At 54.4% G+C, this 24436-nt stretch carries 22 protein-coding genes; 5 read left to right on the forward strand and 17 right to left on the reverse strand.

Annotation, left to right across the window (positions count from 1 at the left end; genetic code table 11):
* Nucleotides 1-52 precede the first annotated feature (52 nt).
* The 8 genes from xylB to DY252_RS05810 form a co-directional block, all read right to left on the reverse strand.
* Nucleotides 53-1504 carry a xylulokinase gene (xylB, locus tag DY252_RS05775; RefSeq protein WP_064787287.1) on the reverse strand — a complete coding sequence of 484 codons (1452 nt, stop codon included), beginning with the start codon at nt 1502-1504 and terminating at the stop codon, nt 53-55.
* A gap of 66 nt (nt 1505-1570) precedes the next feature.
* Nucleotides 1571-2260 carry an HAD family hydrolase gene (locus tag DY252_RS05780; protein WP_064787286.1) on the reverse strand — a complete coding sequence of 230 codons (690 nt, stop codon included), beginning with the start codon at nt 2258-2260 and terminating at the stop codon, nt 1571-1573.
* Between the two features lie 9 nt (nt 2261-2269).
* The gene (locus DY252_RS05785; RefSeq protein WP_064787285.1) at nt 2270-3331 is read right to left on the reverse strand and encodes an ABC transporter ATP-binding protein; all 1062 of its coding nucleotides are present in this window, start codon (nt 3329-3331) and stop codon (nt 2270-2272) included.
* A gap of 11 nt (nt 3332-3342) precedes the next feature.
* Nucleotides 3343-4395 (reverse strand): NAD(P)-dependent alcohol dehydrogenase, encoded by a 1053-nt coding sequence (locus DY252_RS05790; protein ID WP_064787284.1) that lies wholly within the window; start codon nt 4393-4395, stop codon nt 3343-3345.
* Nucleotides 4396-4399: 4 nt separating this feature from the next.
* Nucleotides 4400-4660 carry a DUF2160 family membrane protein gene (locus tag DY252_RS05795; RefSeq protein WP_129542687.1) on the reverse strand — a complete coding sequence of 87 codons (261 nt, stop codon included), beginning with the start codon at nt 4658-4660 and terminating at the stop codon, nt 4400-4402.
* 4 nt (nt 4661-4664) lie between these two features.
* Entirely contained in the window at nt 4665-5501 is an 837-nt protein-coding gene (locus DY252_RS05800) for a carbohydrate ABC transporter permease (protein WP_064787283.1), read from the reverse strand.
* Nucleotides 5502-5505: 4 nt separating this feature from the next.
* On the reverse strand, nt 5506-6384 hold the full coding sequence (locus tag DY252_RS05805) for a carbohydrate ABC transporter permease (RefSeq protein WP_064787282.1): 879 nt from the start codon (nt 6382-6384) through the stop codon (nt 5506-5508).
* 120 nt (nt 6385-6504) lie between these two features.
* On the reverse strand, nt 6505-7938 hold the full coding sequence (locus tag DY252_RS05810) for an extracellular solute-binding protein (RefSeq protein ID WP_064787281.1): 1434 nt from the start codon (nt 7936-7938) through the stop codon (nt 6505-6507).
* A 211-nt stretch (nt 7939-8149) separates the two neighbouring features.
* Between DY252_RS05810 and DY252_RS05815 the strand changes: the two genes are divergently transcribed.
* The 3 genes from DY252_RS05815 (at nt 8150) to DY252_RS05825 (ending at nt 10687) form a co-directional block, all read left to right on the forward strand.
* The gene (locus DY252_RS05815) at nt 8150-9106 is read left to right on the forward strand and encodes a sugar-binding transcriptional regulator (RefSeq protein WP_064787280.1); all 957 of its coding nucleotides are present in this window, start codon (nt 8150-8152) and stop codon (nt 9104-9106) included.
* Between the two features lie 86 nt (nt 9107-9192).
* The gene (locus tag DY252_RS05820) at nt 9193-9924 is read left to right on the forward strand and encodes an SDR family oxidoreductase (protein ID WP_064787279.1); all 732 of its coding nucleotides are present in this window, start codon (nt 9193-9195) and stop codon (nt 9922-9924) included.
* Between the two features lie 34 nt (nt 9925-9958).
* Nucleotides 9959-10687, forward strand: coding sequence for an SDR family oxidoreductase (locus DY252_RS05825; protein WP_064787278.1), 729 nt, complete (start codon nt 9959-9961; stop codon nt 10685-10687).
* Nucleotides 10688-10864: 177 nt separating this feature from the next.
* On the opposite strand, the gene DY252_RS05830 is transcribed toward DY252_RS05825, so the two are convergent.
* The 8 genes from DY252_RS05830 to DY252_RS22670 form a co-directional block, all read right to left on the reverse strand.
* The gene (locus DY252_RS05830; RefSeq protein ID WP_064787277.1) at nt 10865-11383 is read right to left on the reverse strand and encodes a DUF2478 domain-containing protein; all 519 of its coding nucleotides are present in this window, start codon (nt 11381-11383) and stop codon (nt 10865-10867) included.
* Nucleotides 11384-11428: 45 nt separating this feature from the next.
* Complete coding sequence (locus tag DY252_RS05835; protein WP_064787276.1) at nt 11429-12052, reverse strand: carbonic anhydrase; 624 nt, start codon at nt 12050-12052, stop codon at nt 11429-11431.
* A 46-nt stretch (nt 12053-12098) separates the two neighbouring features.
* Nucleotides 12099-12917: a peptidylprolyl isomerase gene (locus DY252_RS05840; protein WP_064787275.1), complete on the reverse strand. Its 819-nt coding sequence runs from the start codon at nt 12915-12917 to the stop codon at nt 12099-12101.
* 57 nt (nt 12918-12974) lie between these two features.
* On the reverse strand, nt 12975-13670 hold the full coding sequence (narI, locus tag DY252_RS05845; RefSeq protein WP_064787274.1) for a respiratory nitrate reductase subunit gamma: 696 nt from the start codon (nt 13668-13670) through the stop codon (nt 12975-12977).
* Nucleotides 13671-13681: 11 nt separating this feature from the next.
* Nucleotides 13682-14386, reverse strand: coding sequence for a nitrate reductase molybdenum cofactor assembly chaperone (narJ, locus tag DY252_RS05850; protein WP_064779675.1), 705 nt, complete (start codon nt 14384-14386; stop codon nt 13682-13684).
* Nucleotides 14386-15909 (reverse strand): nitrate reductase subunit beta, encoded by a 1524-nt coding sequence (gene narH, locus DY252_RS05855; RefSeq protein ID WP_064787273.1) that lies wholly within the window; start codon nt 15907-15909, stop codon nt 14386-14388. Before narH ends, narJ begins: the two co-directional genes overlap by 1 nt.
* Complete coding sequence (locus tag DY252_RS05860; RefSeq protein ID WP_064787272.1) at nt 15906-19646, reverse strand: nitrate reductase subunit alpha; 3741 nt, start codon at nt 19644-19646, stop codon at nt 15906-15908. Before DY252_RS05860 ends, narH begins: the two co-directional genes overlap by 4 nt.
* A gap of 69 nt (nt 19647-19715) precedes the next feature.
* Entirely contained in the window at nt 19716-22385 is a 2670-nt protein-coding gene (locus DY252_RS22670) for a nitrate/nitrite transporter (protein WP_064787271.1), read from the reverse strand.
* 196 nt (nt 22386-22581) lie between these two features.
* Between DY252_RS22670 and DY252_RS05870 the strand changes: the two genes are divergently transcribed.
* Nucleotides 22582-23340, forward strand: coding sequence for a helix-turn-helix domain-containing protein (locus DY252_RS05870; RefSeq protein WP_231959604.1), 759 nt, complete (start codon nt 22582-22584; stop codon nt 23338-23340).
* 11 nt (nt 23341-23351) lie between these two features.
* Nucleotides 23352-23657, forward strand: a complete 306-nt coding sequence (locus DY252_RS05875; protein ID WP_064779672.1) for a carboxymuconolactone decarboxylase family protein — start codon at nt 23352-23354, stop codon at nt 23655-23657.
* A gap of 191 nt (nt 23658-23848) precedes the next feature.
* Here the strand turns inward: DY252_RS05875 and DY252_RS22330 are convergent, their stop codons facing one another.
* The gene (locus DY252_RS22330) at nt 23849-24430 is read right to left on the reverse strand and encodes a U32 family peptidase (RefSeq protein ID WP_197482542.1); all 582 of its coding nucleotides are present in this window, start codon (nt 24428-24430) and stop codon (nt 23849-23851) included.
* Between the last annotated feature and the right edge of the window lie 6 nt (nt 24431-24436).

Below are 24436 nucleotides of genomic sequence, written 5' to 3' on the forward strand. Positions count from 1 at the left end.
ATGCAACAATACTGTCGGTATTTGTTGCCAAACATATCAATTTGCACTCAGCCTACTGCGAGACCTTGATTGCCGGGTAGGCTGCCCGGAACCTGATGTACGCATCTTCAAATTCGTTGCGGTGATAGTAATTCGGCTGGATCGTTTTACGGACTTCGGGAATGGTCATAATACTGTCTGGGGCAGCGCCCGTAGCTGCCGTCATGCCAAGGCGAGCAGCCCCAAGTGCTGCGCCAAATTCACCACTTTTGGGAAGCGACAATGGTACGCCAAGGGTGGTTGCAATCAGCTCAATCCAATATCTGGATGCCGAACCGCCACCAATAGCAATCAGTTGATTGAGCTTGGCATCGGTTGCGACAAGAGCTTCGAAACTGTCGCGCAGGCCAAAAGCAACGCCTTCAAGCACCGCACGCGTGAGGTCTGCCCGACTGGTGTCGGTGGCAAGGCCAGTGAAACTGCCACGGATTTCGGCATCATTATGTGGGGTGCGTTCGCCAGACAGGTAAGGCAGGTAACGCACCGAGCCGGGCTTTTGCAAGGTGCCGCCGAGCTCTGTTGTCATTTCGACCGGGTTTTTCCCGGTGATCCGTGCAAGCCAGTTAAGGCTGTCGGTTGCCGATAGCATTACACCCATTTGATACCAGCGCCCGGGAATGGCATGACAGAATGTATGCAGTGCGGTTTCCGGTGCCGGGTGATAGCCATCCCGCGCGGAAAGCAACACGCCCGACGTCCCGAGCGAGACAAAGCCCTGACCTTCATTTTGCGCGCCAATGCCGCAGGCTGCTGCTGCGTTGTCGCCTGCACCGCCGGCAACCGTCACCGCACCATTGAGGCCCCAGTTATCAAGAAGGGCAGGGCGCAAACGACCGGCTTCCTCGGTGCCCTCGACAAGGCGTGGCATCTGGTCGCGGCGCATGTTCCCGGCATCAAGCAGGGTGTCGGACCAGGTCCGATTGCCGACATCAAGCCATGATGTACCTGCACTGTCAGACATGTCTGCCACATATTCACCGGTCAGGTAAAAATTTAGATACGCGGCAGGCAACAGGACCTTGGCGATTTTGGCATAGATTTCCGGTTCATTTTCGCGCACCCATTCGAGTTTGGGGGCGGTAAAGCCCGGGAAGACGATGTTGCCGGAAATGGCCCGCACCTGATCCTTGGCATCCAGGCGGGCAGCCTGCGCATGTGATCGGGTGTCGTTCCACAAGATGCATGGGCGCAGCGGACGACCAGCATCATCAAGAAGTGTCGCGCCATGCATATGACCAGCAACGCCAATGCCACGCAGGGCCGAGAATTGCGGAAATTGGTCGCGAAGTTCGGCGACGGCCTCTTCCAGGGCAGCGATCCAGTCAGCCGGATCTTGTTCCGACCAACCCGGATGCGGGTGCGCTGCATGATAGGAACGTTCGGTCGCGCCAATGGGCTGGCCGTCTTCATCGACCAGCAACAAACGTACGCCTGAGGTTCCAAGGTCAATACCAAGAAAAGTCATTCCATCGCTTTCTTAAGGAAATTCAAGCCGGTAACTCGATACGCGGTAGGCCGTCATAGCATGGCATCATTTAAGATTGTTCAGAATTTCGTCTCCGATCTCCTGAAGACTTTCAAAGATTTGCGTCGCACCTGCATCACGAAGCCTTTGCGCCTGATCGCTGCGAATATCGTTCAGATGCGTGCCACCAACAAAGCCCAATGCCGTCATGCCTGCTGCGCGCGCACCTTTGACACCATGCGGAGAATCTTCGATCACCACGCAGTTTTCCGGCGGTGCAGTTATGCCCTCAGCCGCCAACAGAAACAGGTCAGGGGCAGGTTTGCCATTTTCGACCTGATCGGCACTGAAGGCCGTACCCGCAAAATGCGTCACAAGCCCGGAAATGTCGAGTGTCGCCCCCATGCGGCGCAGCGAACTACCAGTGGCCAACGCAGTTTTGACACCGGCCTCTGTCAGTCGGCGCAACAGGTTCTCGGCATCAGGAATTTGCCGCAGCCGTGTTTTATATTCACCAAGCAGGCGGTCTTCGACCCGCTTGGTGAAATCATCCGGGCAGGCTTTGCCAAGCCGTTCAGAGACATGCTTGCAGATGTCCTGAATCGACACACCGAGAAAACGGTCACGCACATAATTGATGGTGACATCATCAATACCAAGAAAATTCATCTCGGTGGCAATGACTTCCAGTGACAATGGTTCGCTGTCGACCAGGCAACCATCAAGGTCAAAAATAACCGCGGCAGGTACATCCATTGTCAGCCTCTAGATCCGTTGTTCGGTATCACGATCGAACAGGTGCGCATTGGCAGGATCAATCACGTAGTAAAGCTCCGAGCCGGGCCGGGCAGAGATGCGCTGTTTGACCAAGGCGTCAATCAGATCACCATTGGATTTGGCGACAACCTGGGTTTCCGACCCGGTGGGTTCGACGACAACGACCTTCATCGCAATGCCGGTTTCCCCGATATCAATATGCTCCGGACGGATGCCGTAAGTAACACCTTGGCCAATCTCGGCGGTTGTTTCGGGGATCGGCAGGATCAAGCCGTTATCAGACTCAAAATGCTTCTTGCCATCGGTCGCGCCAATTTTCCCATGCACAAAGTTCATTGAGGGCGATCCGATGAAACCGGCGACGAACACGTTGGTCGGATAGTCATAAAGATCAAGCGGCGTTCCGATCTGCTCAACCCGGCCATCGCGCATCACGACAATCTTGTCAGCCATGGTCATGGCTTCGATCTGATCGTGGGTGACATAAACGATTGTGGTGCCAAGGCGCTGATGAAGTTCCTTGATCTCGACGCGCATGGTCACGCGCAGTTTGGCATCAAGGTTTGAAAGTGGCTCATCAAACAGGAAGACCTGCGGGTCACGGACAATCGCGCGGCCCATGGCAACACGCTGGCGCTGACCGCCGGAAAGCTGTTTGGGGTAGCGGTCAAGCAGGTGGGCAAGGTCAAGGATCTCCGCCGCGTTGGTCACCTTTTCCTTGATCTCGCTTTCAGGGCGCTTGGCCATCTTGAGCGGGAAGCCGATATTTTCATAGACCGTCTTGTGCGGATAAAGGGCGTAGCTTTGGAACACCATCGCAATGTCGCGATCCTTGGGGATCACGTCATTCACGACGCGTCCACCGATCGAAATCGTGCCGTCGGTTATTTCCTCAAGTCCGGCCAGCATGCGCAGCAGGGTTGATTTGCCGCAGCCCGATGGCCCGACCAGTACAACAAACTCGCCGTCCTTGATGTCGACATCCACCCCATGCATGACCTGAACATTGGCGTAGCGTTTGATTACGTTTTCTATTTTTACATCGGCCATAAGGCTTCTCCCTATTGCGGCAGTTCGATCTGCAATTTGACGTCCGCGGGTGGCGCGGAGGCTGCGATATCGAATGCGCGCACGCTGTCTTCGAATGCGAATGTTCTGGTGATAAGTGGTTTGACGTCGATCGCGCCTGAGCTCAGCATGGCAACGCAGCGCGGAAAGACGTGGGCATAACGGAAAATGTTTTCGACCCGGGCTTCGCGGATCATCGCCGCCCCGGCGTCATAACTGATCGGGTCAGGCTGGCCGCCAATCATGACAACACATCCACCCGGACACAGTGGTTCAAACACGCCAGCGGCTGCCTTTGGCGAGCCTGTGGCTTCAAAGACAACATCAACACCCCAGCCATCCGTATCGCGTTTGACGATTTCGGTGATGTCCTGGGATTTGACGTTAATCGGGGTGATGGCCGGGCTGAGCGATGCGGCAATTTCAAGTTTCTTTTCCGCAAGGTCGGCGACATAGACGCGCGCACATCCGCCAGCAAGGGCAGAAAGCGCGGTAACAAGCCCAATTGGGCCAGCACCAATAACAAGGGCAATATCACCGGGTTTTATCTTGGCCTTGGTCGCGGCATGGACACCAACCGCCAATGGTTCAACCATGGCAGCCTCGGCAAAGGAGACATTGTCGGGCAGCTTGAAGGTAAAGGCTTCGGGGTGCACGCAGGTCGGACGCAAAATGCCATGTACCGGCGGGGTGGCCCAGAACCGGACCGCAGGATCAACATTATACATGCCAAGACGGGTGGCTTTGCTGTTGGGGTCGGGTACGCCCGGTTCCATGCAGACGCGGTCCCCGACGGAAAGGGTTGTGACCTCGCTCCCCGTCTCAATAACGGTGCCCGATGCCTCGTGACCGAGGATCATCGGTTCCTTGACGACAAATGGACCGATACGACCGTGTGTGTAGTAATGCACATCAGAGCCGCAAATGCCGACAGTATGCATCTTGATGCGAATATCGCGCGAACCAAGGACCTCTTCCTCGCGGTCAATGGCAGGAAAGTCACGCAGGGTGATGTCATCCTTTTTTTCAAGAACCAGGGATTTCAAGATGTTATCCTTTCCTGACAATATAGACGGCAAGAGCAAGGGCGATGATGTTCGAAATCCAGATTGACGCGCCCATCGGTTCGATAAAGCGGAACCAGAAGAGCGACATCGCCACCCAGATCACGACCGAAATGAAGCACCTGTCAAAGGCGTTGGTTTCAATCGGCAGGAAGCCCTGGCGTTCTTGCGTCGTGGTCGGTTTTTTTTCGTTTTCTTCCTCGGTCAGAGGGGCTGTGTCGAGCTGCGTCGCGTTTTGCTTTGTCATGGTGTTATCCTTTCACCGCGCCAAAGGTCAGGCCTGCGACAATGTGTTTTTGCACCAGACCGAACACGATGAGCGCCGGGATCAGGGTAAAGACCGAGATGGTCGCCATAATTCCCCACTCCGTCCCGGTGGTGGTGACATATTCCGAAAGGCCGGTGGTGAGTGTCCGGGCTTCAAAGTTGGTCAGCGTTGCCGCCAGAAGATATTCATTCCAGGCAAAGACCCAGGTCAGGATAAGGGTTACAGCCAGACCGGGGCGACACAGCGGGAAGACGATTTCAGTAATGACTTTCCACGGGCTTGCGCCATCGACATAGGCGGCCTCATCGAGTTCGCGCGGGATGGCGTCAATCGTTGGGCGGAGCGTCCAGATCGCAAACGGCAGGTTAAAGGTGCAATAGACCAAAATCATGCCAATGCGGGTATCCAGCAACGTGAAGTCACCAATGCGATAGACCTGTGTCATTAGCAGGAACAAGGGCAACAGGAAGACCGCCGGTGGCGCCATGCGGTTGGTAATCGTCCAGAAAAAGATCGATTCCTTGCCCCGGAACTGAAAGCGCGAAAGTGCGTAACAGGTAAAGAAGCCAAGCACGGTGCACAGAACGGCATTGCCCGTTGAAATCACCAGCGAATTGATCATGTAGCTTCGAAGCAGGCGGTTGCCGAGTACCTCGGTGTAGTTGCCCCAATATGGGTTGTTCACGATCAGGTCAGGCGTGCTGAAAAGTTGCACGGCCGGTTTGACGGAAATGACAAACAACCAGTAGATCGGGAACAGGGTCATTAGGCTGATCAGAACCCAGAAGAGTGTCGTAAGGAGCGGATTACGCTTTTTCATGGTCTTATCCCTTCCGGTTCTTGCGCGGGGCCAGCATGCTGACATAGAGCAACCAGCAGACCACGATGGTCAGGTAAAGCACGATCACGGAAATGGTCGACCCGTAGCCGTAATTGGTTTTGGGGAAGACTTCCTTGAAGATGTGCACGCCAAGGAAACGGGTCGACGAACCAGGTCCGCCACCGGTCAGCATCCAGACCTCGTCAACGGTACGCAGGGCATCCATCAGGCGGATGAAAATGGTCGCGACAAGGGCCGGCGTGATCATCGGCAACGTGATGTGCCAGAAAATCTGCCCCTTGTTGGCGCCATCAATCTGCGCCTGTTCGAACGGATCACGCGGCAGCGACACGAGGGCTGCGATCAGTGTCAGGGTAACAAGCGGCGTCCAGTGCCAGATATCCATGATGACAATCGTCATGAAGGCCGCTGGTGCCGACGTGCCGATATTCATGGAAATACCAAACCATTCATCAAGGTAATGCGGAATGATCCCGATCGACGGCGTGGTCATCAGTTTCCAGACCGAACCGACAATGATGGGCGCCATGATAAGAGGCAGGGTATGAATGGTGCGGAAAATCGATTTTCCGGGGAATTCCTTCATGAAGGCCTGAGCAAGCAAGTATCCGATAACAAGTTCGGACAGCACAGCAAAGACCACGAACATGACGGTGACCCCCAACGAATTGAGGAAGGCTTCGTCAAAGACAATGCGGCGAAAATTCTCCGCCCCGTTAAAGATCATCTCGGGTGATGCCGCAAACGGGTTCCATTGATGGAACGAGACAAAAACGACATAGAGAAACGGCAAAACACCGAAGAAGAAAAGGATCACCAGCGTCGGGGCCAGGAGGATCCAACCGAGTTTGTTGGATTGCATCGTCTACTCCCTGGAAAAAGGATGCAGTCAGACGGTCATGGCCCGAAAAGGCCAAGCCGCTTCGTGGTCACTGCCCAATGGAAGGACAGCGACCACGACGGATGTTCTCAGGAAACAGACCTATTTGCGATAGCCAAGGTCGGTCAGTTCAGCCTCGGCCTTGGCCGCCATCTGATCAAGACCTTCGTCAGCACCAAGGTCACCGGTCAGGATTTGATAGAGGATCGGAGCCGTGGCTTCGCGAACCTGGGCGTGGAACGGATATGCCGGCGCGCCGGCAAACAGGTAACCCTTGTCACGCAGCAGGTCGTAGTAACCGCCAAGTTCCTCGTTCATTGCCTGAACCTTGGGGTCGTCATAAGTGGTCTTGTTGGTTACACGTGGTGCTGCAACTGCCCAGTCAGGCTGAACTTCGTCCTGACCGATATATTGCAGGAACAGCATCGCGGCTTTCTGGTTTTTTGACGTTGAAGGAATGCCAAATGCACCGCCATCGTAATACCCGATGTAGCCTTCGCCCCCTTCGACTTCTTCAAGAATGCCATCTTCCATTGGCGGAAGGGCGACGCCAACATTGCCAACCACGAGTGATTTCGACTCGTCAGCTGCGATCCAGCCTGCGTTTTCGCCATAGACCAGGCCCTGGGCCACACGTCCGGCGCCAAATGTGGTGCCGACTTCGGTCCAGGTGGATGCGTTGCTTTCAGGCGGCGCGATATCACGCATGCTGAGCCACCATTTCATGGCTTCCTTGGCTTCATCGCTGTTCATTGAACCGCCATTGGAAACGGATGCTGCGTAGTTGTTGTCTGGATCAATGCCCCAGTTATAGACACCAAAGGTCGGCGCGATGGTTTCAAAGAACTCGTACCATGATGCCGGATGGCCGGTATGGGCCTGTGCGGTGGTGCCCCACAGATCCATGTCGTGATCTTCACCCCATTTGGTGAAGAACTGCGCGATTTCGGCATATTCTTCATGGGTCTTGGCCGGGACAAGATCGCGACCTGTCTGCTCTTTGAAGGCCGCCTTGATTTCCGGATCATTGAACAGATCGGTGCGATAGAGATAGATCTTGATGAACGCTTCCATCGGAACGCCGTATAGATCACCGTCCTCACCGCGGAAATAATCAGCAAAGGTGGTGAAGTTGTCTTCGCTATAGGTCGGCGCCTTAAGATCCGGATTATCAGCCAGAAGCTTGGTCGTGTCGGTCAGGAAGTCGCGTGCCAGATAGGAATAGACGATGTCCTGTTCGATGAAGACCATGTCATAGATGCCGGTGCCGGCTTCCATGTCCTTGATGGCCTTGTCATACATCTGATCCCAGGACGTGGTTTCGATATCTACGCGGATGCCGGTCAGTTCTTCGAACTGCGGTGCGAGAACTTCACGAATGTAGTTCGAAGGCGGGGTGGATTCGGTCACGCCATGAAGGGTGACGTCCTGATACGGCGCAGCAGCTTCTTTCCAGAACGCATCGTCGGCATATGCCGTGCTGGATGCAACGGCCATCGCCAAAGCGGAAACGCCCACTTTGAGTGCAAAATTCATTGGTTATTCCTCCCGTTGGATTGATGGGGTACCGCAACCAGCAATCTTGCGTTGCTTCGGAATCGCGATTCCAGTCGCGGGAAGAATGCATATGTATTATAGTGCATGCAAGTGAAAATTTTCATTTGTATTTATCAAAATACATTTGTTAGTTTCTGCCTGTAACAAAACGAACTGCCGCAACGAGCAGTGCCAGGAGAGGAAGTCGCGCATGCCAAGAGAGTCGCTTGAGGACGGGGAAGGGTTCGTCACCGAAGTTTGTTGGCGTTACTATGTGAATGGCCAAACACAGGCGGAAGTTGCCCGCGACATGGGGGTGACTCGTCTTCGCGTCAATCAGGCGATTCAGAAGGCAAAATCGCTTGGTCTTGTGAAAATCCAGATCGAATCGCCGTTTGTGACGCGTCTGGAAGTACAACAACGTCTTGAACTGGCTGGCATAGGCAAAGCGCTGGTGGTGCCGGTTGACCACAAAAATTACGACAACCATGCGCCGGTTGGCGCGGCATTGGCACATTATCTTTCTGCCACGCTCAAGAGCGAACCATGGAAACGCATTGGCGTATCCTGGGGCGTTACCTTGCAACGCGCCATGGAACGTTTGCCGCTGCATTCCGTACCAGATCTTGAAATTCTGGCGCTGATGGGGGGGACATCGGCCGGGTCATCCTTTAACGCCTTTAGCATAGCCTCGGGTTTTGCTGAACGGTTTGATGCCAATTACTCTCATTTGGTGGCCCCGATCTATTTGCCCGATGACGTTGATAAGGATGTCTTCCTCAGTCAGGAAATCTATGCATCCCATATCAAACGCTGCCTATCGGCAGACGCTGTCTTGCTGGTTGTTGGCGATGTGTCCGACCTGTCGTTCATGGTCAAATACGGACTGCCCGGCGACGTGACCATGCAGGAATTGCGTGATGCCGGCGCGGTCGGTGATGTGCTTGGTCGTTTCCTCGATGCCGAGGGTAACGAGATTGATCATCCACTTAATGCACGCACCGTCGGGGTGAACCTGAATGCGCTGGCTGATATCCCCAACAAGATCCTGACCGCCGCAGGCAGGCACAAGGTTCCGATCATCAGGGCTGCGATCAGGCGGGGACTGGTCGACACACTTGTGACCGATGACCTGACGGCGGAGCTTTTACTCGAAACCATGAGATAACCAATTCTGCGCACGCCAGTAAGCCAGGGTATATGGCAATAGAAACAGGGCATTGTGCGATCTTACATCAGGGAAAACGTCGAGATATGACAGATACATTTTCAGGGAAGAAAGTCATCATCACCGGGGCCGGTAAGGGCATCGGGCGTGCCAGTGCGGAAAACATGGCCAAACGCGGCGCGTCCGTCATTGCCATGGCACGCACGCAAGCCGACCTTGATGCGCTGGCGGCCGACATCGGCGCAGAGGGCATTCGTGTTGATCTGGCCGATAGCGATGCTGCCCGCGACGCGATGAAATCCGCGGGCCCGGCGGATTATCTGATCAATTGCGCGGGGACCAACGTCCTTGAAAGCGTGCTTGAGATGACTGATGCGGGATATGAAACCGTCATGGGGATCAATCTGCGTGCTGCCCTTATATGCGCGCAGGAGTTTGCCTGCGCACGCGTTGCGGCGGGCGGGGGCGGGGCGATTGTCAATGTCACGTCCATTGCCGGTCATCGCGGCTTTGTCGACCATATGTGTTATGCCGCGTCCAAGGCCGGGCTCGAAGGTGCGACGCGTGTGATGGCCAAGGAACTTGGCCCACATGGCATTCGTGTCAATGCGGTGGCTCCGACCGTGACCATGACGGAACTGGCGGCCGCGGCTTGGTCAGACCCGGCAAAACGCGACCCGATGATGGTGCGTCATCCCCATGGCCGCTTTGCCGAGGTCGAAGAAGTCGCGCGATCTATTGTCATGTTGCTGGATGATGAAGCGTCCTTTGTCAGTGGCGCGGTTCTTCCTGTCGATGGCGGTTTTCTGGCTGTCTGATCCAATCAAATCCTTATTTTTTCGGAGATAGATTATGGCTCAATCACTTGCGGGCAAGATTGCCGTTGTTACAGGTGCGGCGTCGGGTATCGGCCTTGCCACCACACGTGCACTGCTTGATGCAGGCGCAAAGGTTGTCATGGTCGATTATAACAAGGATGCGCTGGCGGAATTGACAGCAGAGCTCGGCCCCAATGCCATTGCCCAACATACCAATCTGCTTGATGCAGACAGCTGTGCGGCGATGGTTCCGGAAATCCTGCAAAAGGTCGATCAGATCGACATTCTGCATTGCAATGCAGGTTCTTATATCGGTGGTGATTTGACTGAAACTGATACAGCGACCATCGACCGGATGCTGAATTTGAATGTGAATGCGGTGATGAAGAATGTCCGCGATGTCATTCCGCATATGCAGGAACGCGGTACGGGCGATATTATTGTCACCGCCTCGGTTGCAGGCCACATGCCCATTCAATGGGAGCCGGTCTATTCCGGGTCGAAATGGGCAATTACCTGCTTTGTCCAGACCATGCGCCGCCAGCTGAACAAACACGGCATTCGCGTGGGCCAGGTGTCACCAGGGCCTGTTGTGTCAGCACTTCTGGCCGACTGGCCGGAAGAAAATCTGCGCAAGGCGAAGGAAAATGGTGCGCTGCTTGATCCTGAAGAAGTTTCGGATGCCGTGATTTATATGCTCTCACGTCCAAGAACCGTCACCATCCGCGACATGATCGTTCTGCCGACCAATTTTGATATTTAATCCTAAAGCTACTTCGGTAACGCTGTAGTTGTTTTGGCAGATATCACCCTTTGTGGCACAGGATAATAATCATACGATATGATTATTATCCCTGGTAAAGTCTCCCCCGTCTACCAATGGTCTCACTTTTTGCCTCGGGTGTTTTCGTGACGTTGTCATATTCGGTTAATGCGTGTGCTAGGCTGGCTGGGCCAACGCACAATTCTCCTCAAGCCAATCAAAAAGATCGTTTTCTTTTGGAGGCAAGGCGATTTCCAGACCTCCGGCAAATTCCTTGAATGCTTCGAGGTTTAGTTGGTTCAGGCCGACCAATACCGTGATGTCTTTTACCAAAGCATCGGCAATGACATCCCGAAAACCGCGCCCTTCGGCCTCGTGCTTGCCGAATTTGTTGATAATGAGAACATCAGCACCTTTTTGAAGCTCCTGGGTGACGAAGCCAACGGCATCTTCCAGTGCACTTGTATCGAGGCGGCAGCCGCGTGAATGTTTGCCCAGTGCCTGAGAAATGCGAATAACCGGACCATCCGGCAGTACCTTGACATCCATATCGCACGGATCGTCCATTTCCCGTTCTGAATTGATCTGGACTGTTCCGCAAACGCGCAAGCCCTTGTCCAAGAGGCACCGGGCAACGCGCGACAAAAGCAAGTCTGTGTCGCCTCTACCCGCTGCCATCGTGTATGCGATTTTCATCTTCGTATTCCTTGTTTCGTTTCGTCGGGGAATAGCTCACCTGAGTCAGGAAGCCTGTTCCTCGGAATTGGGAAAATCCGATCGACGGATCGTGCATCCAAGGTCACGCAGAAGGCCGTCTTTCAGGCTATAAATCAGGCCATGAATTTTGATTTCTGCGCCAGCGCGCCAGGCACGCCGCATGATCGGGGTTTCGGCCACCCGGCTAACACCCTCAATCACATTGAGCTCCGCGAGCCTGTCACGCCGCACCTCGATGTCACTGTGCTGGTCAAGTGCACGGGCATGATAGCGGGCTTGACGACGGATTGGTTCAAGCCAGTGATCGGCCAAGCCATGGGGAAGGTCCTCCGTCGCGGCTTTCACCCCACCACACCCGTAGTGACCGCAAACAATAATCTCGCGGATCTTCAGGGTTTCGACGGCAAACTCCAGCGCAGACAGAAGGTTCAGGTCTGATGAATGCACCACGTTTGCAACGTTGCGGTGAACAAAAACTTCTCCGGGATCAAGCCCGGCAACAACGTTGGCCGGTACCCGGCTGTCTGAACATCCGATCCAGAAAAACTCTGGCGCCTGATGGCTTGCCAGTCTGGAAAAATATCCCGGCTCTTCGTCTTGCCGTGATCGCGACCAGACCTTGTTTCGTTCCAAAAGGTTTTCAAGCATGGAAACCTCACACCGGTTGTGGGTTATATGCGCTAAAACCGCGCGCTTAATTGGGTTTCGTATTGTTGGTCCCGCGTCCAAGGTCGGCTCCGGTGATGGAGGAGGACGCAATAAGGCCGTCGACAAACGCCTTTGCCTTGCGGGCCCATTGGGCTTTTTCCATCGCTTCGGAGATTTTTGGTTTCACGGTCTCGAACGGCAGTGGATGCCCCTCTGCCAGTGCATCTAGCCGGAGGACGTGATAGCCATATCTGCTCAGTACAGGCTCGGGCGCGATTTCGCCCTCAGAAAGCTGGCGAAGAGAGGCTTCAAATTCCGGCACCGTGTCGCCGGGGCGCAACTGACCAAGCGATCCGCCAGCTGAACGCGATCCACAGTCGCTTTGCGTGCGTGCAATATTTTCAAACGTTTGCCCACCTTTGCGAAGTTCGCTGAGGATATCGTTTGCCCGTCTGAGGGCCAGTTCTCTCTCCACGGCGTCATTCGGATCGCATTTGCACAGAATGTGGGACACTTCCCACAACGGCATCGAGCGAAACCGTTCAGGATCCTTTTGCCATTCGGCACGAATGGCGTCTTCGCTTGGGGGGATGATATCGATTTCTGCTTCAAGCAATGCGCGGATCATGGCCTCTTCGTTGGTTTCAAACCGGTTTGGTGAAACTTCCTGCGGGACTGCTTCAATACCGTTTTTGCGCGCTTCCTGAAGCAACAGGGTACGGATGACCAGTGCATTTGCCGCGTTACGCAAAGCGTCGGCAAAATTGTCCTTTGACGCTGTGTGGTTTTGCAATTCCGCAGCAACCGCTGTTTGCGGAATGGTTTCGCCATTGATGACGAGATCGGGAAACATTTGCGTATTCATAGCGCTTTGTCCTTTGTTTGCAGGAAGTCGTCGGCGCATGAATGCGCCGACTGTCCATTATCGATGTGACAAAGGTCTGGTGCGGCGTGACCGGACAATCTGATACCCCGGACGCAAGAAATACCGCACTGGAACTGACAGCATGTGCACAAGGCGCGTGAACGGGAACACCAGGAAAATCGTCAGGCCCAGAACCAGATGCAGTTTGAAGATCCAGGCCACATTGGTAATGTGGCTGGCGGCATCAGACTGGAACGTGAAAATTCCCTGTGCCCAAGCCATGAACTTGGTCATCTCATACCCGTCGAGATGTTCAAGCGACACAAAGATGGTGCCGATCCCAAGAAAAAGCTGTGCCAGCAACAGGGCCAGAATGCCTATATCGGCAAAGCTTGACGTTTTGCGGATACGCGGATCGGTGATCCGGCGATGAAACAGCATCAGGCCGCCAATCAGGGCCATGACACCGGCAATGCCACCGGCCACAACTGCCAGGGTCTGTTTGGCACCATGAGTGATCCCAAGGGCATCAAAAATCCAGATTGGCGTCAAAAGTCCGACCAGATGGCCAAAGAAAATGACCAGCACACCGACATGGAACAGAACGGAGCCCAGCATCAATTGCCTGCGACGCAGAAGCTGACTTGATGATGTTTTCCAGGTGAAGGGATCACGTTCATATCGGGCGATAGAGCCGATAACCAGGACCGATAGCGCGATATAGGGATAGATCCCGAAAAGGAAGTTATGCATTTGGGCCTCCTTTACTCTGCTGCTGCCGGCGGTACCGGTCCAGCGGGTTGATCAATACGCGACAGAATGTCACGCACCTGCGGGCAACCGGCATTCGGGTCCGGTCCAAACGTGACCTCGCTTTCCTCCCAGACTTCGTCGAGGGCCTCGAGGTCATTGGGGTCGTCTTCAGGTTGTTCAAGGAGTTCGGCAACGGCATTGGCGTCAGCCGTGACATTGGCCAGTTGCTGCAAGGCGGAAAACACCGCCTGATAGGGGCTTTCGCGATTTTCAAGACGGGCGCGGATTGCCTCAAAGATGTGTGCTGCGTCAGCCAATGTGTCCTGCACCTCTGCACGCGGCCGGGTTGACAGGAATTCCAGCAGAACAGGAAGATGGTCTGGAAGCTCCGTTGTTGCCGGTTCAAAGCCGCCAGCCCGATATGTTTCAAGCAGGCTGACCATGGCACCACCACGGTCGCGGCTTTCGCCGTGAACATGTTCGAACAGGTTAAGTGACAGGCTGCGCGAACGATCAAACAGCATGACGAAACGTTCCTGAAGATCGTAGATGTCATCGTTTGACATGGCCTCTACCAACGGTCGCAGATCGCGACGCGCCGCCGCTGTCAGGCGGGTGTCCGATGCCAGAACACCACCGATTTCAGGCATGGCTTCTTGCAGTTCTGTTGTCGGATAGCTCAGCAGAAGCGAGAACGATTTGAGTGTGCGGTCCATCAGCGTACCTCCTCTGGCATTTTCAGAGGCTTCTTGCTGCCACCAAACAGGGACCCCTGACTGATGCCCGAAGAACAACCGTTGCAGTTGGTGAACCCTTCGCCGCCACGCAGGTCATAGGCTTCCTCGACCTGTTCGCGATGGGTGGTCGGGATGACGAACCGGTCTTCGTAATCGGCAAGCGCCATGATTTTGTACATGTCCTCGATGGTTGCACCATCAAGACCGACGCGCTTGGCGACCGACTCATCAATGACACCATCGACGGTTTTCGACCGCATATAGGCCCGCATGGCCAACATCCGTTCGAGAGCATGTGCCACTGGCTCCTCGTCCCCTGCTGTCAGCATATTGGCAAGGTATTTCAAAGGAATGCGAAGGTTGCGGACATCGGGCATTGCCCCGTCCATGCCGATTGCACCGGCTTCGGCAGCATTCTGGATCGGGGAAAGTGGCGGGATATACCAAACCATCGGAAGGGTGCGGTATTCCGGATGCAGCGGGAAGGCAACTTTCCACTCCATCGCCATTTTCCAGATCGGGCTGTCCTGGGCTGCCTTGATCCAGTCTTCCGGAATGCCGTCGGCACGGGCCGCCGCGATAACTTCCGGATCTTTCGGATCCAGGAACACACCAAGCTGGGCATCATAAAGATCGGTGGTTTCTTCGGCATTGGCCGCGGCTTCGATCTTGTCAGCATCATAAAGCATGACACCGATATAGCGGATGCGCCCGACACAGGTTTCGGAGCATACCGTCGGGTTGCCGGACTCAATACGCGGATAGCACATGGTGCATTTTTCCGACTTTCCGGTCGACCAGTTGTAATACACCTTTTTGTAGGGGCAGCCGGAAACACACATGCGCCATCCGCGGCATTTTTCCTGATCAATCAGGACGATGCCGTCTTCTTCACGCTTGTAAATCGCACCAGACGGGCAACTTGCGGCACATGCCGGGTTCAGGCAGTGTTCACACAGGCGCGGCAAATACATCATGAATGTATTTTCGTATTCGCCGTAGATTTCCTTCTGGATGCCCTCGAAATTATAATCTTCCGAGCGTTTCGAAAACTCTCCGCCCAGAATCTCTTCCCAGTTCGGACCTTTTTCGATTTTTTCCATCCGTTCGCCGGTAATGCGTGAGCGCGGACGGGCCGTCGGAAAGGCTTTCATTTCCGGGGCGGATTTCAGGTGATCGTAATCGAAGTCGAACGGCTCGTAATAGTCGTCGATTTCCGGCAAATCCGGATTGGCAAAGATATTTGCCAGAATGCGCCATTTCGATCCCTGTTTGGGTTGCAGCTTGCCCGACTTGGTGCGTTCCCAACCACCGTTCCAGCGGTTCTGGTTTTCCCAGTCGGTCGGATAGCCGGTACCCGGTTTGGTTTCGACGTTGTTGAACCAGGCGTATTCAACGCCATCGCGGCTGGTCCAGACGTTTTTGCAAGTTACCGAACAGGTATGACACCCAATGCATTTGTCGAGGTTCAGCACCATGCCGATTTGTGCGCGGACTCTCATTTCCCGACCTCCTTGTCGTTTGCTTCTTCGTCAAGCCAGTCGATTTTCTGCATTTTGCGGACAATGACGAACTCATCACGGTTGGCCCCGACGGTTCCGTAATAGTTGAAACCATAGGATTGCTGGGCATAGCCCCCGATCATATGCGTGGGTTTAAGGATGGTGCGGGTAACAGAGTTATGAATGCCGCCACGATTGCCGGTTTTCTCGGAGCCGGGCGTATTCACGATCTTCTCCTGAGCGTGATACATGAAGGTCGTACCATCCTTGATGCGCTGGGATACAACCGCACGCGCGGTCAGCGCACCGTTGGTGTTGTATAGTTCCACCCAGTCGTTATCGACGATGCCCGCACGTTTCGCGTCATGTTCGCTGATCCAGATAACCGGACCGCCACGGTTGAGTGTGAGCATCAATAGGTTGTCGGTATAGGTCGAATGGATGCCCCATTTCTGGTGCGGCGTGATGAAGTTCAGCACGACATGCGGCACACCGTCACGGGCCTCGTCGTTGATTTCCTCGGTCACGGTCTTGAGATCGACCGGCGGACGATAGGAGACAAACCCTTCGCCAAAGGCCCGCATCCACAGATGATCCTGATAAAGCTGCTGACGCCCGGTAAGGGTTCGCCACGGGATCAGTTCGTGAACGTTGGTGTAGCCCGCGTTATAGCAGACATGCTCGGACTCAAGTCCCGACCAGGTCGGCGAAGAGATGATCTTGCGCGGCTGGGCGGCAATATCGCGGAAGCGGATTTTTTCGTCTTCCTTGGGAAGGGCAAGATGTGTGTGATCGCGTCCGGTAACCTTGCCAAGCGCATCCCATGCCTTGACCGCAACCTCACCATTGGTTTCGGGTGCCAGCATCAGAACCACTTCTGTGGCATCAATATCGGTATCGATCTTCGCACAGCCTTTGGCAGAACCTTCCTGCCACACGCCGTTCAAATCGCGAAGATGCTGAACTTCCGGCTCGGTCTTCCAGTTGATCCCCTTGCCGCCATTGCCCAGCTTGTCGAGCAACGGACCAAGTGCGGTAAAGCGGTCATGGATTGCGGCGTAATCGCGCTCAACTGCGATATAGTTTGGCGCAGTCTTGCCGGGAATAAGTTCGCATTCATCTTTCTTCCAGTCCCTGACCTGATCCTGGGCGACTTCACCCGGTGTGTCATGAAGGATCGGCAAGGCAACGATATCTGTTTCCTTGTCCAGATAACCCGGAACGATTTCCTGAAATTTCTTGGCAATGGCCTTGAAGATTTCCCAATCCGACTTGCTTTCATAGGCCGGGTTAACAGCCGCCTGAAGCGGGTGGATGAACGGGTGCATGTCCGATGTATTAAGATCGTTCTTTTCGTACCAGCTTGCGGTTGGCAGAACGACATCGGAATAGACCGCGGTCGTGCTCATCCGGAAATCAATGCAGACCAGAAGATCAAGCTTTCCGCGCGGGCCTTCATCATGCCATTTGGCTTCCTTGGGCAGTTGACGGCCTTCTTCGCCAAGATCCTTGCCCATGACACCGTGGTCAGTGCCAAGCAGATGTTTGAGGAAATATTCGTGGCCCTTGCCCGAAGACCCCAGCAGGTTGGACCGCCACACAAACAGATTGCGCGGCCAGTTTTTGGGATCATCCGGGTCTTCGCACGACATTTCCAGATCTCCGGACTTCAATTGTTCGGCAACATAGACCGGAATTTCCTTGCCAGCGGCTTTCGCCGCCTTTGCAACGTCGAGCGGGTTGGTCTTCAGCTGCGGTGCCGATGGCAGCCACCCCATCCGCTCAGCACGGATGTTGTAGTCGATCATTGAAACGTCCCAGTCCCCATCCGGCGCCGTCGGAGACAGGATTTCTTTGGCCGTCAGCGTCTCGTAGCGCCACTGATCGGTATGGGCATACCAGGCACTGGTCGAATTCATGTGCCGGGGCGGGCGTCCCCAATCAAGGGCAAAGGCCAGTGGTTGCCAGCCGGTTTGCGGGCGGAGTTTTTCCTGTCCGACATAGTGGGCCCAACCGCCACCCGATTGGCCGACACAGCCGCACATCACCAGCATGTTGATGACACCACGATAGTTCATATCCATGTGGTACCAGTGGTTCATCGCAGCCCCGATGATGACCATCGATTTGCCTTTGGTCTTTTCGGCATTCTGGGCGAATTCACGGGCAACATGAATGATCTTGTCGGCGGAAACGCCGGTAATCTTTTCGGCCCATGCCGGGGTGCCGGGCATGCCGTCGGCATAGTCACTGGTGACCCAGTCGCCACCCAGCCCGCGATCAAGGCCATAGTTGGCACAGAACAGGTCAAATACGGTCGTAACCATAATTTCCCCATCTGCAGTCTGAACGCGTTTGACCGGAATATTCCGGGTCAGAATGTTTGGATGCTGAGCATCAGTTGCGAAATGCTCCGAGGCATCACCACCGAAATAGGGGAAATCAACCCCGACAATGTCATCATGATCCTCTTCAAGGATCAGCGACGTCTTGAGGTTGGTGTCAGCCCCCGCAGCACGTTCTTCCAGGTTCCATTCACCAGCTTCGCCCCAGCGGTAGCCAATCGACCCGTTCGGCGCAACCAGGTTGCCGGTCTTTTCGTCAATCGCGACGGTTTTCCAGTCGGGGTTGTTGTCCTCGCCAAGTTTGCCGTTGAGATCAGAAGCGCGCAGGAACCGCCCCGGAATAAGCGAACCGTTCTTTTCGTCGAGTTTCACCAGCATCGGGAAGTCCGAATATTTGCGGCAATATTCTTCGAAATATTCGGTTTGACGATCAAGATGGAATTCTCGCAGGATCACATGGCCAAACGCCAATGCCAGTGCGGCATCCGTACCCTGCTTGGCATTCAGCCATACGTCACCGAATTTTGCGGCTTCGGAATAATCCGGGCAAATGACGGCTGACTTGGTTCCGCGATACCGGGCCTCGGTATAGAAATGCGCATCCGGTGTTCTGGTTTGCGGCACATTCGATCCCCACAGGATCAGATATCCGGCATTGTACCAGTCTGCGGATTCCGGAACGTCGGTCTGTTCCCCCCAGGTCATCGGAGACGCCGGCGGCAAATCGCAATACCAGTCATAGAATGACATGCACACGCCGCCCAGAAGGCTGAGATAGCGTGAGCCCGCCGCATAACTGATCATCGACATTGCCGGAATGGGCGAGAAACCAAACACCCGGTCAGGACCATAAGTTTTTGCCGTAAAGGCGTTTGCGGCGGCAACCAGTTCTGTTGCCTCATCCCAGGTTGCACGGACAAACCCGCCCTTGCCACGGCTTGCCACATAGCTTGCGCGCAAGACGGGGTCATTTTGAATGGCTGTCCAGGCTTCAATCGGGTTCATTGTCGAACGCATCCGACGCCACAGCTTAAGCAGCTTGCCACGGATCAGCGGGTTTTTAACGCGGTTGGCAGAATACAGATACCAGCTATAGCTTGCCCCACGGGCGCAACCACGTGGTTCATGGTTTGGCAATCCGGCACGGGTGCGCGGGTAATCGGTCTGCTGGGTTTCCCAGGTGACAATCCCGGATTTGACATAGATTTTCCAACTGCACGACCCGGTGCAGTTCACACCATGTGTCGAACGAACAATTTTGTCATGGCGCCAGCGGTTGCGATAGGTGTCTTCCCAGTCGCGGTTTTCGCGGGTGACGTGACCGTGATTGTTTGAAAACTTTTCCAGTTCTTTGTTCTGAAAAAAGTTCAGTCTGTCTAAGAGGTGACTCATGGCGTTTCTCCTCAAGGCTGCGGGGCCCTGCCCGAACCGGCAGGTTCGGGCAGGGAGAATTTCAAGTGATCAGCAAGGAACCGGTGCGTTCTTGCGGCTGTAGTAGAACCAGGTGATTGCGACACAAACTGCGTAGAAGACTGCAAAGCCCCAAAGTGCACCTGCCGGGCCACCGGTCAGCGCAATGGATGTGCCATAGGCTTTTGGAATGAAGAATGCGCCGTAGGCGGCAATCGCACTGGTAAAGGCGATGATGGCTGAACTTTCGAGTTCTGACTGTTTCAGCAGGGTGGCCTGGTCGGCATCGGGCATCAGGCGTGGAATTTCCTGACGCATGATCGACGGGATCATTTGGAAAGTTGACGCATTTCCAACACCGGTCAGGAAGAACAAAGCCATGAAGCAGGCAAAGAAACCCCAGAAATGGCCGGTATTGTCCCCAAGCGGCAGGAATTGAAGGACACCAGCAACAGCGACAATCATGCCGATGAACGTCCAGAAGGTGACGCGGCCACCACCGAGCCGGTCGGATATCCAACCGGTTCCGGCACGGCTCAATGCACCCACCAGTGGGCCAAGAAAGGCATATTGAAGGGCATTAACTTCCGGGAATTGAATGTTCATCAACAACGGGAACCCGGCGGAGTAACCGATAAAACTGCCAAATGTGCCCGTATAAAGAATGCACATGATCCAGTTGTGTTTGCGGGTGAAGATGATCGACTGCTTTTTGAAACTGGCTTTGGCATCGGCAATACTGTTCATGCCAAACCAGGCAGCAATCGTCGAAACCACGATGAAGGGTACCCAGATGAACCCGGCATTCTGCAAAAAGATCGTGCTGCCATCAGCGATATTCTGGCCTTCCCCCCCAAGCGCACCGAATACACCGGCAGTAATGACCAATGGCACGACGAATTGCATGACCGAAACCCCGAGATTTCCGAGCCCGGCATTCAGTGCAAGCGCATTACCTTTGGAGCTTTTCGGGTAAAAATAGGCAATGTTTGCCATGGATGATGCAAAGTTGCCGCCTCCGAACCCGCACAGCAGGGCCAGAACAAGAAACCAGCTATAGGATGTGTTGGGATCCTGAACGGCAAAGCCGATACCAAGTGCTGGCAACAGCAAAGATGCCGTACTTACGGTTGTCCAGACACGGCCCCCAAAAATAGGCACCATGAAGCTATAGAAAATCCGCAAGGTTGCCCCCGACAGCCCCGGAAGCGCCGCCAGCCAGAACAACTCGCCGGTCGTGTAGGTGAAGCCGATAACCGGCAGCTTGGAAACCACGACCGACCAGACCATCCAAACCGCAAAGGCAAGCAACAGGCACGGAATGGAAATCCAGAGGTTACGGCGTGCAATGGCACTGCCTGTGTTTGACCAGAAGCCGCTGTCTTCGGGTCTCCAATCCGTTACGACCTGTTTTCCCAGTGGCTTGTCGGGCAAATCGGAAAGAGATTTTTCGTCTGCAAGTCCCGGGTGACGGGCACGTTCCATCCGGCGGATCGCAACATGCATCCAGACTGTTGATACAGCCACCAGCGCAAACAAAAGCATAAAGGGTGCTGTCCAGACACCGGTCAGATCAAGCAAAACGCCAAAGGAGATTGGCAGGAAAAAGCCGCCCAGACCGCCGATCATACCAACCAGACCACCCACTGATCCGACATGGTATGGATAATAGACCGGGATATGTTTGTAGACCGCAGCCTTGCCAAGGCTCATGACGAACCCAAGTACCACGGTCATCGCGACAAACAGACCCGCAGAAACACCGAAGTTGAACTGGATAGGTCCGTTGATGCCCGAAACAAGGTATGTCGTTTCGGGATAGCTCATGATGAACAAAACAATCAGGGACACGATGAATGTCATGTACATGACAGCACGTGCCCCCCATTTGTCGGACATCCAGCCGCCAAGCGCGCGAAAAACGGAACCGGGCAATGAATAAAGCCCTGCAAATACACCTGCAGTCGTCAGTTCCAAACCATAGGCCCCGACATAGTAGCGCGGCAGAAAGCTTGCGAGTGCAACAAAGCCACCAAAGACAAAGAAGTAATAGGTGGCAAAACGCCAGACCCGAATGTCTTTCAGGGGTTCAAGCTGCGAACGTGTCGATACCGGCTTTTCGCCAGATTCCAGACGTGCTTTTTGTAGCGGATCGGTTTTCGCCAGGAGGAAGAACACTACAGCCGTAATGGCCAGCACAATGGCATAGATACGCGCCGTTTCTTCCCATCCCAAAGCAACAACCAGAAACGGGGCGGCAAAGTTTGTAACCGCCGCGCCGACATTGCCGGAACCAAAGATGCCCAACGCGGTGCCCTGACGTTCCTTTTCGAACCAGCGCGACGTATAGGCGACACCTACGATGAAGGAACCACCGGCAAGGCCAAGGCCAAGTGCGGCGATCAGAAAAACTTCATAGCTTTGAACCGAGGTCAGAAGCCACACACAAATTGCCGTAATCAGCATCTGTAGTGGAAAGATAACCCGCCCGCCGAACTGTTCTGTCCAGACACCAAGGAAAATGCGGCTAACGGAACCGGTCAAAACCGGTGTCGCAACCAGCAGGCCAAACTGAGTATCACTCAGCCCGAGGTCCTGTTTGATTTTAACCCCGATAATCGAAAAGATTGTCCAGACCGCGAAACATATCGTAAAGGCAAAAGTACTAAGCCCCAACGCGCGGTATTGATCGGTTCGGGATACCCCTTCTAAGGTATGCATGTTCGATCCCCTCAAACATCTGTCATCATATTGCAGTGTTTGCTGCGATACCGATCATCTGTTGGGAAGGGGCCGCTCAGGGTTGATCTAAATCAGAAAACGTGGAACCCTTTGGTGAAATAAACAGGCACGCCAAGTATGTGTTCTGGCGAATTGCCGAACATCAAGAATATCAAGAACAAGAGCAAATGAAAGCTTGATAAATATCAATCAAGCGACAGACGTGTCTCTGTGCAAGGTGACAAGAGAGGAACAAATGTCCGATTCGACCTTCCCGGAGGTACGCAGTCTGGATCTCTTCGCTGATATGAGCGACGAGAACTATGCCAAGCTCATGCGCGGCGCTTATTTGCAAACATTTCCACCGCATGTTGACCTGATAGGTGAAGGTGAAGGTGCTGATTTCCTTCATGTTTTGGTCTCAGGCGCGGTGGATCTGTTTTCGAGTTGGAATAACCGGGAAACGAGTGTCATGATCGTCAAGCCGGTTTCAACTTTCATTCTTGCCGCTACCATTCGCGATGCTCGCTATTTGATGTCGGCCAGAACAATGGAGAAAAGCCGGATTGTCATGATCCCCAGTCAGGATGTTCGGGCGATCTTTGACCTTGATGCAGGCTTTGCACGTGCGGTTGTCGTCGAATTGGCCGCCTGTTATCGTTCAGTGGTCAAGACCACCAAGAACCTGAAGTTGCGCACAGCCCTCGAACGTCTGGCGAACTATTTGCTGTCCCGACATCGGGCCTATGGTGCCCCGGCGAGTTTCGATCTTGATCTGGAAAAACGGCAACTTGCGTCGGTTTTAGGGATGACACCCGAAAATCTCAGCCGCGCGTTCAAGGCACTTCAGGCATATGGGGTCGCGGTTAACGGAGAAAAAATAGAGATAACTAACCCCGCCCTTCTTCAGAAATTTGCCAAGCCGACATCTCTGATTGACGATGATCAAACGTAAGGAGAGAGCCTATGGTTAAATCTATGCCCGGTGCTGCCGGAACACTGGCGGACCAGTATCCCGATATCTGGAAGGCTTATGCAGAACTTGGTAAGGCAGCTGCAGAGGCAGGACCTTTGACGGATCGGGAACGCCGCCTTGTAAAGCTTGCGCTTGCAATCGGTATTGGTTCTGAAGGAGCGGTACATTCACACACCCGGCGTGCCAAGGCCGAAGGTATCGCACAGGAAGATCTGTTACATATTGCGATGTTGTCTATCGGCCCTCTTGGTTTGCCGCGTGCGGTTGCCGCGAAAACCTGGATTGAGGACATCTAGTGCCCTTCCCGACATGGTTCCATTCGGGCACTTCCAGTTGATCATTGTCAAGGGTGCCTAACATCGCAGTGTTAAGCTGCTTGGTGTTCACAATGTAATGTCATGCTAACTCCCCGAATTGTGAATGTATTGAAGGGCTGCGATCGGTCAGATTGCAGCCCTTTCTTTCATGGTGGGTTCTGGCGTGGTTCTTATTCTGCCTGCCGCGCACGCGTCTGACGAAACTCGGCCCCAGGGGCTTCGTGCAAGAAGCCGTTGGCAAAGTTCATCGGGAAACGCATTTCCTTCAGGCGGTGCCTGAGTTCTTCCGGATCGGTTTTACGCGCGAGAACTTGACGATAGAGATCCGAAACCCTTGTCATGTCCAGACTATGTGGCGACAGGCGGAACGCTGTCACACCGGCGGTTTGCATCTGTGCGATATTGTCCGCCATTTCAACATAGTGGCTGGACAGGGTTTGCAACCCGTTGACCGCCAGAAACGGCGTATCGTCGAGTGTTTCGACATCCATGCCATCAAGGTGGTCCCCGCAAACGTACCGGCAGCCATCCTTGTGCAGGCCTTGCGCCCGTGCTGAATAGCAGCGGGCCGAAATGGCCAAAGGCATACGACCAAATACCTGTACCTCAATCTCGGCCGCGGTCTGCGCGCCACATAATGCTGCGATCGAGGACATCGGTAATTCCCATGGCAGGGCGATCCGTTTAGCGCCTTTTTCGGCAAAGTAGGACAGCGTCCCTTCATTATAGGTGTTGATGTAGGGACCAATCATGTGCGG

This window comes from Thalassospira indica, from assembly GCF_003403095.1.
Lineage (GTDB): Bacteria > Pseudomonadota > Alphaproteobacteria > Rhodospirillales > Thalassospiraceae > Thalassospira > Thalassospira indica.

Bases quoted from the DNA above. Each gene is read 5' to 3' on its own strand.
- DY252_RS22330 (WP_197482542.1), bottom strand. From the start codon at position 24,430: ATGATTGGTCCCTACATCAACACCTATAATGAAGGGACGCTGTCCTAC.
- DY252_RS05835 (WP_064787276.1), bottom strand. From the start codon at position 12,052: ATGCTTGAAAACCTTTTGGAACGAAACAAGGTCTGGTCGCGATCACGG.
- DY252_RS05860 (WP_064787272.1), bottom strand. From the start codon at position 19,646: ATGAGTCACCTCTTAGACAGACTGAACTTTTTTCAGAACAAAGAACTG.
- DY252_RS05800 (WP_064787283.1), bottom strand. From the start codon at position 5,501: ATGAAAAAGCGTAATCCGCTCCTTACGACACTCTTCTGGGTTCTGATC.
- DY252_RS05840 (WP_064787275.1), bottom strand. From the start codon at position 12,917: ATGAATACGCAAATGTTTCCCGATCTCGTCATCAATGGCGAAACCATT.
- DY252_RS05810 (WP_064787281.1), bottom strand. From the start codon at position 7,938: ATGAATTTTGCACTCAAAGTGGGCGTTTCCGCTTTGGCGATGGCCGTT.
- DY252_RS22670 (WP_064787271.1), bottom strand. From the start codon at position 22,385: ATGCATACCTTAGAAGGGGTATCCCGAACCGATCAATACCGCGCGTTG.
- xylB (WP_064787287.1), bottom strand. From the start codon at position 1,504: ATGACTTTTCTTGGTATTGACCTTGGAACCTCAGGCGTACGTTTGTTG.
- DY252_RS05780 (WP_064787286.1), bottom strand. From the start codon at position 2,260: ATGGATGTACCTGCCGCGGTTATTTTTGACCTTGATGGTTGCCTGGTC.
- DY252_RS05795 (WP_129542687.1), bottom strand. From the start codon at position 4,660: ATGACAAAGCAAAACGCGACGCAGCTCGACACAGCCCCTCTGACCGAG.
- DY252_RS05805 (WP_064787282.1), bottom strand. From the start codon at position 6,384: ATGCAATCCAACAAACTCGGTTGGATCCTCCTGGCCCCGACGCTGGTG.
- narI (WP_064787274.1), bottom strand. From the start codon at position 13,670: ATGCATAACTTCCTTTTCGGGATCTATCCCTATATCGCGCTATCGGTC.
- DY252_RS05785 (WP_064787285.1), bottom strand. From the start codon at position 3,331: ATGGCCGATGTAAAAATAGAAAACGTAATCAAACGCTACGCCAATGTT.
- DY252_RS05825 (WP_064787278.1), top strand. From the start codon at position 9,959: ATGGCTCAATCACTTGCGGGCAAGATTGCCGTTGTTACAGGTGCGGCG.
- DY252_RS05815 (WP_064787280.1), top strand. From the start codon at position 8,150: ATGCCAAGAGAGTCGCTTGAGGACGGGGAAGGGTTCGTCACCGAAGTT.
- narH (WP_064787273.1), bottom strand. From the start codon at position 15,909: ATGAGAGTCCGCGCACAAATCGGCATGGTGCTGAACCTCGACAAATGC.
- DY252_RS05820 (WP_064787279.1), top strand. From the start codon at position 9,193: ATGACAGATACATTTTCAGGGAAGAAAGTCATCATCACCGGGGCCGGT.
- DY252_RS05830 (WP_064787277.1), bottom strand. From the start codon at position 11,383: ATGAAAATCGCATACACGATGGCAGCGGGTAGAGGCGACACAGACTTG.
- narJ (WP_064779675.1), bottom strand. From the start codon at position 14,386: ATGGACCGCACACTCAAATCGTTCTCGCTTCTGCTGAGCTATCCGACA.
- DY252_RS05875 (WP_064779672.1), top strand. From the start codon at position 23,352: ATGGTTAAATCTATGCCCGGTGCTGCCGGAACACTGGCGGACCAGTAT.